Origin of the sequence: Paenibacillus sp. GbtcB18 (assembly GCF_019091125.1) — a bacterium.
Classification (GTDB): Bacteria; Bacillota; Bacilli; order Paenibacillales; family NBRC-103111; genus Paenibacillus_F; species Paenibacillus_F chitinolyticus.
Genome location: NZ_JAGXJX010000011.1, coordinates 24118 through 38061 on the forward strand (window position 1 = coordinate 24118; position 13944 = coordinate 38061).

The following is a 13944-nucleotide window of genomic DNA, read 5'->3' on the forward strand; positions in this document are numbered from 1 at the left end:
TGGAAGAGGACTCATGTATTCTTATATAGAAGAAACTTACACAGGCACGGATTTCAGCGGGCGCGATTTGGGAGAGGGGGAGCTGAGGAGCTGCACGTTCGAACGATGCCGCTTTATCGGCACCCGTCTGGAAGAAGCCTGGACCGAGAGCTGTCAATTTATCGACTGTGACTTCTCTGGAGCGCAGTTCAACGCCTCTTCGCATAAGCGGAGCGCTTTTACCAACTGCCGGTTCCGGGGAGCCAATTTTTTTGTCGCCAAATTTGAGGAGTGTAAGATGATCGGCTCCGATTTTAACGAGGCTTCTCTGGACGGAATTACGATTGCCGGGGGAGACTGGTCTTACACGAATTTGCGCTTTGCGAATTTATCGAAGCAGGTCATGAGGGGAATCCGGCTGATCGAAGCCGATTTATATTCCTCCAACCTGGAAAAGGCCGACTTGAGGGACGCCGATCTGACCCGGGCGAGAATGGGCAAATCCCGGATGCAGGGGACGGACCTGCGCGGAGCTGTCATGGACGGGGTCGATTTTATGTCGCTCGATATAAAAGGGGCCCGGATGGACGCCCATCAGGGAGCGGCTTTCCTGCGCGCATATGGGGCCAGAGTGGACGACTAGACCGGGAAAAGGAAGGAAGCGGGCCGATCCGCTCCCTGCGGTTCCTTTCCACGATGCGGTGCGGGCGCACAGGGCATAAAGGGCGTAAAGTTAGGCCGCGCAGGACGGCCATTGACGCGTATGCCGCTCGAAATGCATGCTTCGATGAGGAAAAGCATCCGGGCCGCGTCACGCATTGCCAAACATACACGTTGGTTTACAGACCGGGGAGGCGGCAGCCGCCCGGCGAAATCCATTCCGTTTATATAACGGGATGGATTTTTTTGTGGAAATGAAGACTTGGCAGCGCAAAATAATGCTGATTTTTGAAAAGGGACAGAGTGCATTTTCACGCAACACAAAATTTTCCAGAATACGTGCAAACTTGTGCAGATGATTCCCCATCCGGTGGCTGTCAGCCTATGCTACGATAGTTATGTAAACGGATACATCATGATTGCGGCCCATAAATATAACGAAAAGGGGATCGATCGCATGAAACGCAAGATGGCCACGGTACTCTCCGTCATGACGATAGGTACGACACTAATCGCAGGCTGCGGGTCCGGAGAAAGCGGCGGGAACGGAGCGCAGACAACCCCCGGAGCGTCTTCACCGGCCTCGTCGGCAGCGGCAGGCGGCGCCAAGAAAGTGGAAATTTTCAGCTGGTGGACAGGTGCCGGTGAAGAAGCGGGCCTTAAAGGGCTCATTGATCTTTTTAAAACGAAGAACAAGGACATTGAGCTGGTCAACGCAGCCGTAGCGGGCGGCGCAGGCACGAATGCCAAAGCGGTGCTCGCCAGCCGGATGCAGGGCGGTGATCCTCCCGGTACGTTCCAGGTGCACGGAGGTGCCGAGCTGAATACGGGCTGGGTGGCGGCCGGCAAGATGGAAGCGCTGAACGATCTGTACGACAAGGAAGGCTGGAAGGATAAATTCCCGAAAGATCTGATCGACCTTGTGAGCAAGGACGGCAGTATTTATTCGGTTCCGGTGAACATCCATCGCGGCAACGTTCTCTTTTACAATAAAAAAGTATTCGACGCGAACGGCCTGAAGGCGCCGAAGACGTTCGACGAGTTTTTCCAGGCGGCCGACGCGCTGAAAGCGAAAGGCATCACTCCGCTGGCGCTGGGCGATAAAGAGCCTTGGACCGCCACGATGATTTTCGAAAACGTGCTGCTCGGCACGCTGGGTCCGGAAGATTACATGAAGCTGTGGACGGGCGAGATTTCTTTCGAGGACGCCAAAGTGAAGCAGTCGCTGGAAACGTTCAAGAAGATGCTTACGTACACGAACAAAGACCATGCCGCCCGCAACTGGCAGGATGCGGCACAGCTCGTGGCGAAAGGCGATGCCGCTATGAATATAATGGGCGACTGGGCGAAGGGCTACTTTACTACCGATTTGAAGCTGAAAGCCAATGAAGACTTCGGCTGGGCGGCGACGCCGAACACCGAGAACAGCTTCATGGTCATCACGGACACCTTCGGATTGCCGAAGGGCGTGAAAGATCCGGAAGCCGTGAAGGAATTTCTGAAGGTGTTGGGCTCCGTCGAAGGACAGGACGTCTTCAACCCGCTGAAAGGCTCGATCCCGGCACGCACCGATGCCGATACGGGCAAGTATGACGCCTACGGCAAGCAGACGATCGAGGAGTTCAAGAAGAGCAAGCTCACGCCGAGTATGGCGCACGGCTCCGCGGCTCCGGAAGGCTTTGTGACGCAGGCCAACCAGGCGATGACGATCTTCGTGACGAAGGGCGATGTGGAGCAGACCGCGAAGATGCTTCAGCAGGCGGCAGCCGCGAGCGGCATGAAAAAATAAATGAAAGCGGTCAGGTGGGCGGCCATCTGACCTTCTTTTTCGGAAAGGAGGCTGGAGGCTGTGCGAACGGAATCAGCGGTTTATATGCCCGCAGGGACAGAGCGGGGTGTGAAGAAGCCCCGGCGCAAGAGAAAAGGCGGCAGATGGGTGCCGTTTCTGATGGTGCTGCCGTCTTTTGCCGCTATCCTGGTGTTCGTATACGGCTTTATCGCCTGGACGGGGTACGTGTCTTTGTCCAATTGGAATACACTGGTGAAGGATTTATCCTTCGCGGGTTTAAGCAACTTCAAGTTTCTGTTCGGCGATTTCCGTTTTCAGTCGGATCTTCGCAACACGCTGATGTTTACCGTCCTGTTTATCGCGGCCACGATGGCGATCGGGATTTTCCTGGCGATGATGGTGGACGCGAAAATTAAAGCGGAGGCGCTGTTCCGCAACCTATTTATTTTCCCGATGGCGCTCTCGTTTGTGGTGACCGGAGTCGTCTGGCAGTGGATTCTCAATCCGTCGACGGGGGTGAACCTCATCCTGAAGTCTTTCGGAATGACGGACCCTCCGAAGTGGTACACAAGCACGGAAATCGTTCCGGGCATCGCCTGGGGACTGATCGATTTCGGCCTGCCGCTGGCCCTCATTGCCGTTGTCATTGCCGCCGTATGGCAGATGTCCGGTTTTACGATGGCGATGTATCTCGCCGGGCTCCGTGCGATACCCGACGAGCTGAGGGAAGCGGCGCGTATGGACGGAGCTGCGGAGCGGCAGGTGTTCACGAGAATCATTTTGCCGCAGCTTCGGCCCGTGACCGTGAGCGTCGTGATCATTCTCGGGCACATCTCGCTCAAAATCTTCGATCTCATCTTCGCGATGACCGGCCCCGGGGCCATGTTCCTGACCGACGTACCGGGTGTCTACATGTTTGAGACGACTTTCCGCGGCAATCATTACGCTCAAGGGGCGGCCATCGCCGTTATCATGCTCCTGTTCGTATCGCTGCTGATCGTTCCGTATCTTTTCTCGAGTCTGAAAAAGGAGGAAGGCTGATGCGTCTCGCGCAGATCAACCGTTCGCTGCTCTATGTGCTGCTCGCCGTCATGGCCTGCCTTTACCTGGTGCCGATCTACGTGCTCGGGGCGACCAGCTTCAAGGGCTTGAACGAGATTACGCTCGATCAGATGTGGAGGCTGCCGTCTCATCTGGATTTCTCGGGATATAAGACCGCTTTCGACAAGCTCGCGCCGAATTTCTTGAACAGTCTGTATCTTGCCGTACCGGCGACGCTGCTGTCCGCTCTGTTCGGATCGCTTAACGGCTACGTGCTGTCTAAGTGGCAGTTCCGCGGATCGAACGCCCTGTTTGCCCTGATGCTGTTCGGCATGTTTATCCCGTACCAGAGCATCCTCATTCCGCTCATTCAATTCCTGCAGAAGATTCACCTGTACAATTCCATTCCCGGACTGATCCTTGTCCATGTCGTGTACGGCCTGCCTATCTGCACCCTGATCTTCCGCAATTTCTATGCGGGCGTGCCGGACGAAATCATGGAAGCGGCGAAGATCGACGGAACCGGCTTCTTCGGGGTGTACCGCTATATCATTATGCCGCTGTCCATTATCGGCTTCGTAGTCGTCGGCATCTGGCAGTTCACGAACATCTGGAACGAGTTCCTGTTCGCGGTGACACTGACTTCCCAGAAGCAGCAGCCCGTTATGGTCGCTCTGCAAAATTTGTCGGGCAGCCAGATCGTGCAGTGGAACGTACAGATGGCCGGGGCCATTCTGGCGGCCCTTCCGACTTTGCTCGTGTATATTTTCCTCGGCAAATATTTTGTCCGCGGCCTGCTTGCCGGTTCTATTAAAGGCTGAGCGCGAGACCCCTTGGCGGCAGCAAAAGTCTGCATCCCTCCCGGAGAAGGATGCGGACTTTTTGTGCATCCGGCGAGGAAGGGGGAGGCCGGACCGAACGCGGGACAGGCGAGAGGTCAGGTGAACAGGCAGACGAACACGCAGAGAGGAAGCCGGGGCATGGGAAAGCTTTTCCTTGCACCTTAAGTCCTAAAATTTAGAAAATATCGGAACCCCAGGCGGTTGTTTTCCAAAAGGTTTGATGATACAATTTGTATCGTACGACAAGAGTGAGGGAGGACCTTTCTTGAAGAAAAAAACCAAATGGAAAATCGCGGCGCTCAGTGTTCTCGTAATCGGGGTTTCGGCCAGCGGCTGGGCTTACTGGAGCCTGGACCCGTCCAGGCATTTCGAGAATCAGGATATCCCCGTACTGGCACAGCCGCAAACTGCCGAAACGGCAGCACCGGTTCAGGAACCGCCCAAACCGGACATGAAGTCGTTTAACATTCTGATACTCGGTGTCGATTCACGCAGCGGGGAGCCTTCCCGCAGTGACGTCATGATGGCGGTTCATGTCGTACCGGCGGAGCGCAAAGTCAATATCCTGTCCCTGCCCCGGGATACGCGCGTGCCCGTTAAGGGAGTCGGTTTGACGAAGCTGAATCATGCGCACATCGTGGGAGAGTCGAAGGGAGGCAATCAGCAGGGAACGCTTGTGGCGACGCAGACAGTCAGCGATTTTCTCGGCGTTCCGATCAACTATTATGCGAAAACGAATTTCGAAGGGTTCAAGCGGATTGTCGACAAAGTCGGAGGTGTGGACCTGACACTGGAGAAAGACCTGCATCTGAAATGGCAGAAAACGACGATTCCGAAAGGTCGGCAGCATTTTGACGGAGACACGGCCCTGAAGGTCGTGCAGGAACGTTACGGAGCGGAAGGGGGAGAATTCGGCCGGCAGGAAGAGCAGTCCAAAGTTCTTCGCTCTATTGCCATCGAGCTTTTAAAACCGGATAAAATTCCGCAGCTGGCGACACTTCTGCCCTCCTTGCGCAAAGATATTCTCGATACGAATTTTTCGGATTCCGATCTGATCAGCCTCGCCTGGCTTTTCAAAGGGGTCAGTAATGACAACTTCCGTTACACCCAGCTTCCGGGGCGCAGCGGACGTGAAGAAGACCCGCTTGTCGGCTCCAATTTGTACTACTGGATTCCCGATTCCGAGTCCGTCAAAAAAATAAAAGAAGATTTATTTTAGATATTATGATACAATTCGTACCAAAATGAAGTCTTTAGACCTAGATACAAAGATTCATTCCCACAGGCGGACATGAGGATTAAGTAATGATAAAAGATCGCCAAAGGGACTAGGCATACGAAATGTGGTGTGCTATAATGCCCTTGATACAAAATGTATCATAACATGGGTTAACTAATTTAATGGAGGGATTTCTTACATGCAAGTGGCCCAACCTATTCGTGACCCCGAAAAAATTATAGAACTTCAGGACGTCCTGAAGAATCATTCCATGCGGGACTGGCTTCTTTTTACGATCGGCATTAATTCGGGTCTGCATCTCAACGATATCTTGAGACTCCGGGTGAAAGACGTGAAAGACCGCAATGAAATCAGCATCACCGAGGAGAAAACCGGCAAGAGCAAATCGTTCCGGATCGATGACGCCCTGAAGTCTTACATCGGCGAGTATGTGCAGTATATGGGCGACGAGGACTATATGTTTCCTTCGCAAAAAACCGGCAAACCGATCAAGCGCATCCGCGTCTACCGGATATTAAACGAAGCCGCCAAGCGGGTGGGATTGCAGGACATCGGCACGCATACGCTGCGGAAGACATTCGGTTACCATTACTACCAGCGCACGAAGAATATTTCCGTCCTTCGAGACTTGTTTAACCATTCGGCTCCTTCCGTAACCCTTAAATACATCGGCATTGATAAAAGAAACAGCGGTTGAGCGTTTACTTTTCATTACTCCGGAGGTTCCGAAAAGAACAGGAAAGACTTGCGACAGCAGATAATCCAGTAATGTATGCGGTTTCATAAAAGATCCCGGCTAAACAAAGAATCGACACCCGGGATGGAGGAGTCGAAAGGTTTGAAAAGGATACAAAATGTGCTTGACATAGATACAAGATGTATCATAAATTAAATTCATGAGCAGAATGCTTGGGTATGATTACCATTTCAAAACCGGTGAGGGTGCCATAAAAATGACGGATGAAATTGTTATTGATCTGTATAAACTAGTGGACCAGCTGAATTTGAATCCGGCTATACTAAGCTCGTTTCAGACAAGAGGTCCGGGAGACGGAACCGAGCCGCCTACTCCGACATCGAACGTTCCGCCCTCACGAAAGCGATAAAACGCTTGGCTTCATCGGCAGTCAGCTTGCGGCCGTCAATGGACAGTGCGAATTTTTCCAGAATCTTATCGTCGGAAAGTTCCAGGCTGTTCACGAAATCTCTCACGTCTTCGTCTAGCACCGCATGCGGGTTGGTCGTTCTTCCGAGCAGATAGTCGGCGGACACTTTGAAGAAGGTCGCGATTTTGTTCATCGTTTCGAAATCCGGCTCGCGCCGACTCGTCTCGTAGTGCGATAATGCCGCGCGTGATATGCCGAGTTTGTTGGCCAGCTCTTCTTGAGTCAAAGCATGCTTTTCTCGCAATTGAGCAATGCGATCCCCATGTTTATTCATCTTAGAATTCCTCTCATTCCACTAGAAAGTAATAACCAGTATAACCACGTCGGCCAATCGTTTAAACCGGTATCACCTAACAACCGCTCGCATGAATAGGGCTCAATCGGTTACCCGTCAGAGATTATATTGAAAGGTCGATATACTGAAATTATAAATTTTTTGATACAAAATGCAACTATTTGTCGATAAAATGTTTCTCCACAGCCCGTAATAACCCCTTTTTTTATCCCGTTTTTACTTTAATTTAAAGAACTTTATACATTATATTCCGCGCTTTACGGCTTATGTAATGTTTGGGATTGTATCATAATTTGAGATGGAAAGCATACGCTAACTATCATTCGATCGTCCCAAGCCCGGGTTCCTTCTGCCCACTCATGAAAAAATGAAGGCGGACTTTCATGAAAATTTCATGAAAGTCACGCAAAACTTAACCCGGCCCAGACCGGAATCCGGATGAAGGAGGCGGCCCTATGTATACGGATCTGCACTGCCACATCCTTCCGGGGCTGGACGACGGCGCTCCGGATCTGGAAGCCGCGCTGACGATGGCGGAGCACGCCGTGTCGTCGGGCATCAGCCGCGTCGTGGCAACGCCTCATCACGGCGGGGCCTACGACAACGAAGCCCCGGCCGTGCGCGAGGCCGTGGAGCTCCTGCAGCAGGCGCTGGACCGCCGGGGCATCGCCCTGACCGTCCTGCCCGGACACGAGATCCGCGTCTACGACCGGCTTCTCGATGACCTGCTGGACGGCAGGCTCTGCACCCTGGGCGGTTCCCGCTATCTGCTGCTGGAGCTCCCCGGCGGCCGCGTGCCGGGCGGCTTCGCCGAGCTGCTCCATGAGCTCGGGGTGCGCGGAATCGTCCCGATTCTCGCGCACCCCGAGCGGAGCGGCGAGATCCGGCGCCGGCCGGAGCTGCTGCGCGAGTGGATGGACGGCGGCCTGCTGCTCCAGGTGACGGCGGGAGCCCTCACGGGGGAGTACGGCCGCCGGATGCAGGCATTCGCGCTGAGCCTCTGCCGCGCTAATGCGGTCCATTTCCTGGCCTCCGACGCCCATGACGTCGTCGTCAGGAAATGGCACCTCGCGGACGCCTACGCGCTCGCAGCCCGGAAGGTGGGGCCGGAACAGGTCGCGGCCTACCGGGCTAACGCGGAATATGTCGCGCGTGACGAAGTCATTGTGCCGGCTGTTCCGGCCCGTAACATGTCGCTTTCTCGGGCCCTGTGGCCCTGGCCCTTCAATATTCGAGTTAAAGGGTAGGGATTGGTCATTTTTCGCTTGACAAGATACATATCGTATCATAAAGTTAGTATTGTAGATACGAATTGTATCGGTTTGGTGTGAAACGGATACTCGCTGTAGCAGAGTCCCTTTCATAAATAATTATCCGCAAGGAGTGAAGCTAGTGAAGAAGGCGTATATTGCACCGACTGTTTTAAAACACCAGCAGATCGTTTTCGAGACCAAGCCGTCCAAGCCGCATCCGTGCGATAACGGCGGTCACACAGGCAGTCCGACATGTAAATGACACAGCCCCTCATCCGATTTATGAACGACCTGTATGTGGTTGACGGTGCATTCTCCTTCACTGAAGAAGAGTACGGGCAGATCGCCGAAGACTTGGACTTATTCTCCATCACGGCTCAGGTGTACCACATGCTGAAAGAGAAAGGGAGACTGGGTGAGCTCCCCCTCTTTCTCCAGGACCATCTGAAGCGTAAGGCGGAGGCGACCTTGTTCCAGAACTTGCTTCTCAAGACAGAGACAGACCGGCTGCTCCGATTGTTTGAAGAAGCGGGGCTTCAGATCCTGCTTATGAAAGGCATCTATTTTAGCGAGCGGTATTACGGCGGATTCGGAGTAAGAGGGACGACGGACATTGACCTTCTGATCCAACCGGAGAACCTTTCCGCAGCGGCTGCTATTGTCGAGACCTTGGGGTTTGAAAGGTTTGACGAATCGGATGCGAGTCATCACGTCGTATACACGAGAGAAGGATCTGCCGGCCGGCTTCCCATTACGGTTGAAATTCACTGGGGACTGGTGGAGTTTCGTACAGCCGATATCGATTACGATTTATTTTGGAGTCAGTCCCTTCCTTTGCAGAACTACGTGCATATCCGGAGGATGAGCGATTCGGATACATTTTACAGTATATGTTTACACGGTTCTCAACACAGGATGAATTCCATACGCTATTTCCTGGACGTTGTTCATTTGCTCCAGAATGCGGATGTTGAATCCGTCAGGAAAGGAGTGGTCCAACGGGCTGCTCGAGAATATACCGTGAAAAGAATGAAAACGGTGCTGGCGGCCGTTGATTATCTCTTTCCGGGTCTTCCGGTTATTGTGCCGGTCAGACCATCTGTCCCGCCATTGTGGTCCTACTCACTTATTCGCAGCGTGCAGCAGGGTCATAAAGGATCTAGGAATACCCTTTACATCCTGTTTTATCATCTGACACAAGTATATGACAGGTCCGCACATACGGGTGCCTGGTTCTGCAATTTTCTTTTCCCCTATGTTCATCCCGCTTTGCTGGGATTGGAAGGAGTGAGGAGCGCCTCACGCTGGAAGCATTTTAAATCCGTTTATGCTGAAAGGTGGAAACGCTTGACTCGTCACGTCAAAATGAAAAAATATGTTTAGGAGATTCGCTGGATGGAAAAAAAATTCAGGCGCCATCAAGATACGGAAGTCATGCTTCTGGACGGGGAATACGTGATTATGCAGATGAACAGGCAGAGCATCACTAGAGTCAACGAAGTAGGCGGTATGATTTGGTCCCTGCTCTCCGAGGCCAGAACCGTGCATGAACTTGTGTTATGTTTGCAGGATCACTATGAGACGACTTACCAGACGGCCGAAAATGACATTCATTTGTTTTTACAGCAGCTTGAAGAATACGACTTGGTTGAGATTATGGAAGTCGAAGAAAAGGAACCTGCCCCGCTACCGTATCGTTCGGCGGTTACGTAAACTAGAAACAGGTTGTTAATGGTAAAAACTGTATTTTTATGTCCGTTGTGATACAATACGTATCAATAACTAGATTAAATTGATAAAAATTGGTAAGAGTAAGGCATTTCACTCCACTGGAGGTTAGAACCATTATGGAACTCGACTTGAAAGAGTACTTGCACATTATTCGTAAACGGATTTGGCTGATTGCAACTATCGTTATCCTTTCTTGTCTTGTGACGGGGTTAATCAGTTATTTCTATATAAAACCGCAGTATGCGGCCAGTACAAAATTGATTGTAAATTCCTCGTATCAGGCGGAGGGAATTTCCAGAATTGATTATAGCGAAGTCAGCGCGAGCATCATGCTGGTGAACACCTACAAAGAGATTATACGGACGCCGGCCATCTTGGATAAAGTGGCGGCTCAATTGCCGGAACTTCAGCTGACAGCGGATGAGATTATTTCGATGGTAAAAGTCAGCGCCGTTAATGAAACGCAGGTTTTGACCATTACGGTCACCGACTATAGTCACGCTACGGCGGTAAAACTGGTGAATGCGATATCCAATGTCTTCAAAACGGATATTCCCCAAATTATGAAGGTAGACAACGTAACCCTGCTAAATCAGGCGAAACAGGAAGAAGCTCCTCTTCCGGTTAAACCGAACCCCAAAATGAATATCGTCATCGCCTTCATTTTATCGGCGCTAATCGGAGTCGGTCTGGCGTTTCTGCTGGAGTATCTGGACGATACGCTCAAGTCGGAAAAAGAGATTGAACAGTACCTGGGACTCCCCACATTAGCGGTAATCAGCCGGATTAAGGCTTCGGATGCACCAAGTAATGTCCCTTCCAAACCGGAACAGAAAGTTGTAGGTGAATCGGTCTATGCCGGCGTTAACCAATAACCGCTTAATTACACATGTTAATCCTAAGTCGAATATTGCCGAAGCTTATCGAACTTTGCGAACGAACATTCAATTCTCCTCCATTGATCAGGAAATTCGGAATGTTCTCGTTACCTCCGCACAACCCGAAGAAGGGAAGTCGACAACGGCGGCCAATCTTGCCGTAGCTTACGCCCAGGAGAACAAGAAAGTTCTTTTAATTGACGCGGATTTAAGAAAACCGACCCTGCACAAGGTATTTAACGTCTCTAATCGTTCCGGACTTACCCATGTACTCGTAAACCAGGATCGATTTGAGGATGCTTTAACCGAGACGGGAATTCCTAACCTGACCCTACTGCCATCGGGACCGGTTCCGCCGAATCCCGCTGAATTGCTTGGCTCTAACCGCATGCTTACTCTGCTTGAAGAAGTCGGCGATTGGTATGACATGGTCATTATTGACTCGCCCCCGCTGCTTGCTGTAACGGACTCGCAAATCTTGGCCGCCAAAGCGGACGGAGTCGTTCTTGTGCTCAATCACGGCAAAGTCAAACGCGACCGGGCTCAGAAAGCTCTATCGCAACTTCAATACGTAAAAGCGCGCGTTCTCGGTGTGGTGCTTAACAATAAAGCCTACTCCAAAAAAGAGTCTTCTTATTACTACTATTACGGCGAAAAAGCTTAAAAAGCGGTTTGTTGTTCGGCTCAGGTTATGTCTACTGTACCTTTATCACTGTAGGCACTCGGTCATGCTGTGGGCGCGAAATGCGCCTTAGACGTTAATCGTCGAAGGGATGATGAGAGGAGGGGTTCGATGCCCCGGTTTTTATTTTGACTTGTCAAAATAAAAACACGAGCTATGCGGTTTTAAGGAAAACCGCATAGCTCGTGTTTTTATAACAATCTTTTAAGGGAGGTAGACGGTAATGTTTGCTGCGTCCAACTGTCATCCTTAACGATCTTAAACACCAGATGGCCATGGACCTTTTTAAAATATGGAGGTAGATGAAACATGTATAATGACCAAAATGGGCTTCTGAGGGAGCCGGCAGTGTCGGTGGAAGTGTCAATTCGTGAGAAAAAATATTTCTTTGGTTTTTATTCGTTTTATACATACGCTAAAAGAATTTCTGACTTTTTGTTAGCCTTGATTGGTATCGTGCTGTCTCTGCCCATTATGCTTGTTGTTGCTCTAGCTATCCGTCTGGAGTCGCCGGGCTCGGTTTTCTTTCTGCAGGAAAGAGTAGGGCAGCATGGCAGGCTTTTTAAAATTATTAAATTCCGTTCTATGACTATGGATGCGGAGAAGAATGGAGCCCAGTGGGCACAAAAAAACGATAGTCGGGTGACCCGTGTCGGCAAGTTTATACGCAAGACAAGATTAGATGAAATCCCGCAGTTCATAAACGTTTTAAAGGGAGATATGAGTCTGATCGGCCCCAGGCCGGAAAGACCTATGTTTACGGAACAATTTAATGAAGAAATACCAGGTTTTATAAATCGGCTGGAAGTAAAGCCCGGAATTACGGGATGGGCTCAGGTAAATGGAGGGTACGAGATCACCCCTAAGCAAAAACTGGAGCTGGATTTGTATTACATCAAGAAAAGTTCTTTTAGGCTTGATATGAAAATTTTACTCAAAACTGTTGGCGTCGTATTTACAGGGGATGGAGCGCGATGAGCGGCTGGCTGCTCAGACCTTTAGGAACCTCATGGAAGTTATGGGCTGTATCCATTCTTTTAATAGCAGGGATAAGTGCGAGTTCCTTATATTTAACTACACATGTATTGTTGACACAAATATTGGTTTTTGGACTAATCAATATAATAAGTATCTGGGCATACCTTAAGAAAAATAAAACTATGACCGGTTTTACTAGTGCTACCGTTATGTTTGTTTTTTTCTTTTTTTTGTATGGAATAACCTACCCTTTAGATGCTTTGCTAAATAACGCAAGCGGGATTTCAGAAGATAACGTAATTAGCACCGTTAATGTGTATTTAATTTCAAATATTAGCTTGGTTGGCGGTATTTTTTTCTCGCAATTTTTTAAAGTTAAACAACTAACCATGGTAAGAAACAAGATCGTTACGGACCATGAGAACTTTCTGATTCCCTCTTTGGTACTTTTGTTTATTGGTGTTTCTCTAATGCTTTATGATCAATATCGCTTGGGTGGACTAAATGTCATTGGAATCGAAAACAGAATGAACAATTTTATTGCCCAAAGACAATCCAATAATTTGGCCCTTCCTTGGAAAATGATGATAACAGCCGCTTTTTTCGGTTGGGCACAGTCTGTAACTACCAAAAAACAAATGTCTGTTTTGTTTGCCGGCCTAATCTTATTGAGCTTGTTTTATTTTTTTGGACTTGGCAGCAGGTCCCTTATATTAATGACGATTTTACCTGCATTCTCGTGTTTACTTGTTAAAAAACAAATTAAACTCTCTAAAACCAAAAAAATAATTATTGTTCTTTTCGTCATTTCCATGATGTCTCCTATCTTTAATAATGCCCGACAAGCACTCATTCAAGGCAAATCATATTCCTCTGTTTCCGAACAACAATGGTCATTGTCAGAAGGTGAGACTGGAACGGCATTTCAAATCACTAATGATATTAAAGGCGCTACAATTTATCCTGAAGCGGACCCTAGTTACTTGACCGGTGTGCTTTATTTCTTGCCATCGTCTATCTATCAATTTATATTTCAACACCCTAAACCTATGAATATGGGAGATTGGTATGTGTGGTATTTCCATCCCTACACCTATAAGCATGGCGGAGGTATGGGTTTTTCACCGGTAGCCCAAGCGTGGATGAATGGTGAATTGTTGGGAGTGATGACGGTCTTTTTCATCCTTGGAGTCCTTTTGTTTTATCTGGACAGAAGCAGATGGCTAAAATATTTAATCTTGCCCTTTACAATCTGGTTTCAACGTTCTTCCTTTCACTCTGTTATGACAGACATTCTTTTCATAATATGCTTTTTCGGTATGATTTACATGGCTTCTATTTTGATACAGAGGCCTCTTAAAAAATCACTGCATGAAGCTAGACTATAAAAATAGTGGATTAGGGGAAACC

15 protein-coding genes are annotated in these 13944 nt (G+C 49.7%); 14 read left to right on the forward strand and 1 reads right to left on the reverse strand.

Features of this window, described 5'->3' with window-relative positions; translation table 11 throughout:
• The first annotated feature begins 13 nt into the window (after positions 1–13).
• The 6 genes from KVT34_RS25145 to KVT34_RS25170 all read left to right on the forward strand — a co-directional run bounded on the left by KVT34_RS25145 (position 14) and on the right by KVT34_RS25170 (position 6248).
• Entirely contained in the window at positions 14–622 is a 609-nt protein-coding gene (locus KVT34_RS25145) for a pentapeptide repeat-containing protein (RefSeq protein ID WP_217562247.1), read from the forward strand.
• A gap of 474 nt (positions 623–1096) precedes the next feature.
• Positions 1097–2428 (forward strand): ABC transporter substrate-binding protein, encoded by a 1332-nt coding sequence (locus KVT34_RS25150; RefSeq protein ID WP_217562249.1) that lies wholly within the window; start codon positions 1097–1099, stop codon positions 2426–2428.
• 84 nt (positions 2429–2512) lie between these two features.
• The gene (locus tag KVT34_RS25155) at positions 2513–3469 is read left to right on the forward strand and encodes a carbohydrate ABC transporter permease (protein ID WP_217562498.1); all 957 of its coding nucleotides are present in this window, start codon (positions 2513–2515) and stop codon (positions 3467–3469) included.
• Positions 3469–4290 carry a carbohydrate ABC transporter permease gene (locus KVT34_RS25160; RefSeq protein ID WP_217562251.1) on the forward strand — a complete coding sequence of 274 codons (822 nt, stop codon included), beginning with the start codon at positions 3469–3471 and terminating at the stop codon, positions 4288–4290. Before KVT34_RS25155 ends, KVT34_RS25160 begins: the two co-directional genes overlap by 1 nt.
• 286 nt (positions 4291–4576) lie before the next feature.
• Positions 4577–5530 carry an LCP family protein gene (locus KVT34_RS25165; RefSeq protein ID WP_217562253.1) on the forward strand — a complete coding sequence of 318 codons (954 nt, stop codon included), beginning with the start codon at positions 4577–4579 and terminating at the stop codon, positions 5528–5530.
• A gap of 199 nt (positions 5531–5729) precedes the next feature.
• Positions 5730–6248, forward strand: coding sequence for a tyrosine-type recombinase/integrase (locus tag KVT34_RS25170; protein ID WP_217562255.1), 519 nt, complete (start codon positions 5730–5732; stop codon positions 6246–6248).
• Between the two features lie 368 nt (positions 6249–6616).
• On the opposite strand, the gene KVT34_RS25175 is transcribed toward KVT34_RS25170, so the two are convergent.
• Positions 6617–6991, reverse strand: coding sequence for a helix-turn-helix domain-containing protein (locus KVT34_RS25175; protein WP_217562257.1), 375 nt, complete (start codon positions 6989–6991; stop codon positions 6617–6619).
• A gap of 476 nt (positions 6992–7467) precedes the next feature.
• On the opposite strand from KVT34_RS25175, the gene KVT34_RS25180 reads away from it, so the two are divergent.
• From KVT34_RS25180 to wzy, 8 genes are all read left to right on the forward strand, one after another.
• Positions 7468–8259 carry a tyrosine-protein phosphatase gene (locus KVT34_RS25180; protein ID WP_217562259.1) on the forward strand — a complete coding sequence of 264 codons (792 nt, stop codon included), beginning with the start codon at positions 7468–7470 and terminating at the stop codon, positions 8257–8259.
• A 145-nt stretch (positions 8260–8404) separates the two neighbouring features.
• Positions 8405–8527 (forward strand): hypothetical protein, encoded by a 123-nt coding sequence (locus tag KVT34_RS32500; RefSeq protein ID WP_009672186.1) that lies wholly within the window; start codon positions 8405–8407, stop codon positions 8525–8527.
• Positions 8524–9648: a nucleotidyltransferase family protein gene (locus KVT34_RS25185; RefSeq protein ID WP_217562261.1), complete on the forward strand. Its 1125-nt coding sequence runs from the start codon at positions 8524–8526 to the stop codon at positions 9646–9648. Before KVT34_RS32500 ends, KVT34_RS25185 begins: the two co-directional genes overlap by 4 nt.
• Before the next feature lie 12 nt (positions 9649–9660).
• On the forward strand, positions 9661–9978 hold the full coding sequence (locus KVT34_RS25190) for a PqqD family protein (protein WP_217562264.1): 318 nt from the start codon (positions 9661–9663) through the stop codon (positions 9976–9978).
• A 134-nt stretch (positions 9979–10112) separates the two neighbouring features.
• Positions 10113–10871: a YveK family protein gene (locus KVT34_RS25195; protein WP_217562266.1), complete on the forward strand. Its 759-nt coding sequence runs from the start codon at positions 10113–10115 to the stop codon at positions 10869–10871.
• Positions 10852–11538, forward strand: coding sequence for a CpsD/CapB family tyrosine-protein kinase (locus KVT34_RS25200; protein ID WP_217562268.1), 687 nt, complete (start codon positions 10852–10854; stop codon positions 11536–11538). Before KVT34_RS25195 ends, KVT34_RS25200 begins: the two co-directional genes overlap by 20 nt.
• Positions 11539–11865: 327 nt before the next feature.
• On the forward strand, positions 11866–12534 hold the full coding sequence (locus tag KVT34_RS25205) for a sugar transferase (protein ID WP_217562270.1): 669 nt from the start codon (positions 11866–11868) through the stop codon (positions 12532–12534).
• The gene (gene wzy, locus KVT34_RS25210) at positions 12531–13922 is read left to right on the forward strand and encodes an O-antigen polysaccharide polymerase Wzy (RefSeq protein ID WP_217562273.1); all 1392 of its coding nucleotides are present in this window, start codon (positions 12531–12533) and stop codon (positions 13920–13922) included. The genes KVT34_RS25205 and wzy overlap by 4 nt, the downstream gene beginning before the upstream one ends.
• Positions 13923–13944 lie beyond the last annotated feature (22 nt).

Coding starts and splice junctions, on each gene's coding strand:
- KVT34_RS25145 (WP_217562247.1), top strand. CDS start 14: ATGTATTCTTATATAGAAGAAACTTACACAGGCACGGATTTCAGCGGG.
- KVT34_RS25150 (WP_217562249.1), top strand. CDS start 1,097: ATGAAACGCAAGATGGCCACGGTACTCTCCGTCATGACGATAGGTACG.
- KVT34_RS25155 (WP_217562498.1), top strand. CDS start 2,513: ATGCCCGCAGGGACAGAGCGGGGTGTGAAGAAGCCCCGGCGCAAGAGA.
- KVT34_RS25160 (WP_217562251.1), top strand. CDS start 3,469: ATGCGTCTCGCGCAGATCAACCGTTCGCTGCTCTATGTGCTGCTCGCC.
- KVT34_RS25170 (WP_217562255.1), top strand. CDS start 5,730: ATGCAAGTGGCCCAACCTATTCGTGACCCCGAAAAAATTATAGAACTT.
- KVT34_RS25175 (WP_217562257.1), bottom strand. CDS start 6,991: ATGAATAAACATGGGGATCGCATTGCTCAATTGCGAGAAAAGCATGCT.
- KVT34_RS25180 (WP_217562259.1), top strand. CDS start 7,468: ATGTATACGGATCTGCACTGCCACATCCTTCCGGGGCTGGACGACGGC.
- KVT34_RS25185 (WP_217562261.1), top strand. CDS start 8,524: ATGACACAGCCCCTCATCCGATTTATGAACGACCTGTATGTGGTTGAC.
- KVT34_RS25190 (WP_217562264.1), top strand. CDS start 9,661: ATGGAAAAAAAATTCAGGCGCCATCAAGATACGGAAGTCATGCTTCTG.
- KVT34_RS25195 (WP_217562266.1), top strand. CDS start 10,113: ATGGAACTCGACTTGAAAGAGTACTTGCACATTATTCGTAAACGGATT.
- KVT34_RS25200 (WP_217562268.1), top strand. CDS start 10,852: ATGCCGGCGTTAACCAATAACCGCTTAATTACACATGTTAATCCTAAG.
- KVT34_RS25205 (WP_217562270.1), top strand. CDS start 11,866: ATGTATAATGACCAAAATGGGCTTCTGAGGGAGCCGGCAGTGTCGGTG.
- wzy (WP_217562273.1), top strand. CDS start 12,531: ATGAGCGGCTGGCTGCTCAGACCTTTAGGAACCTCATGGAAGTTATGG.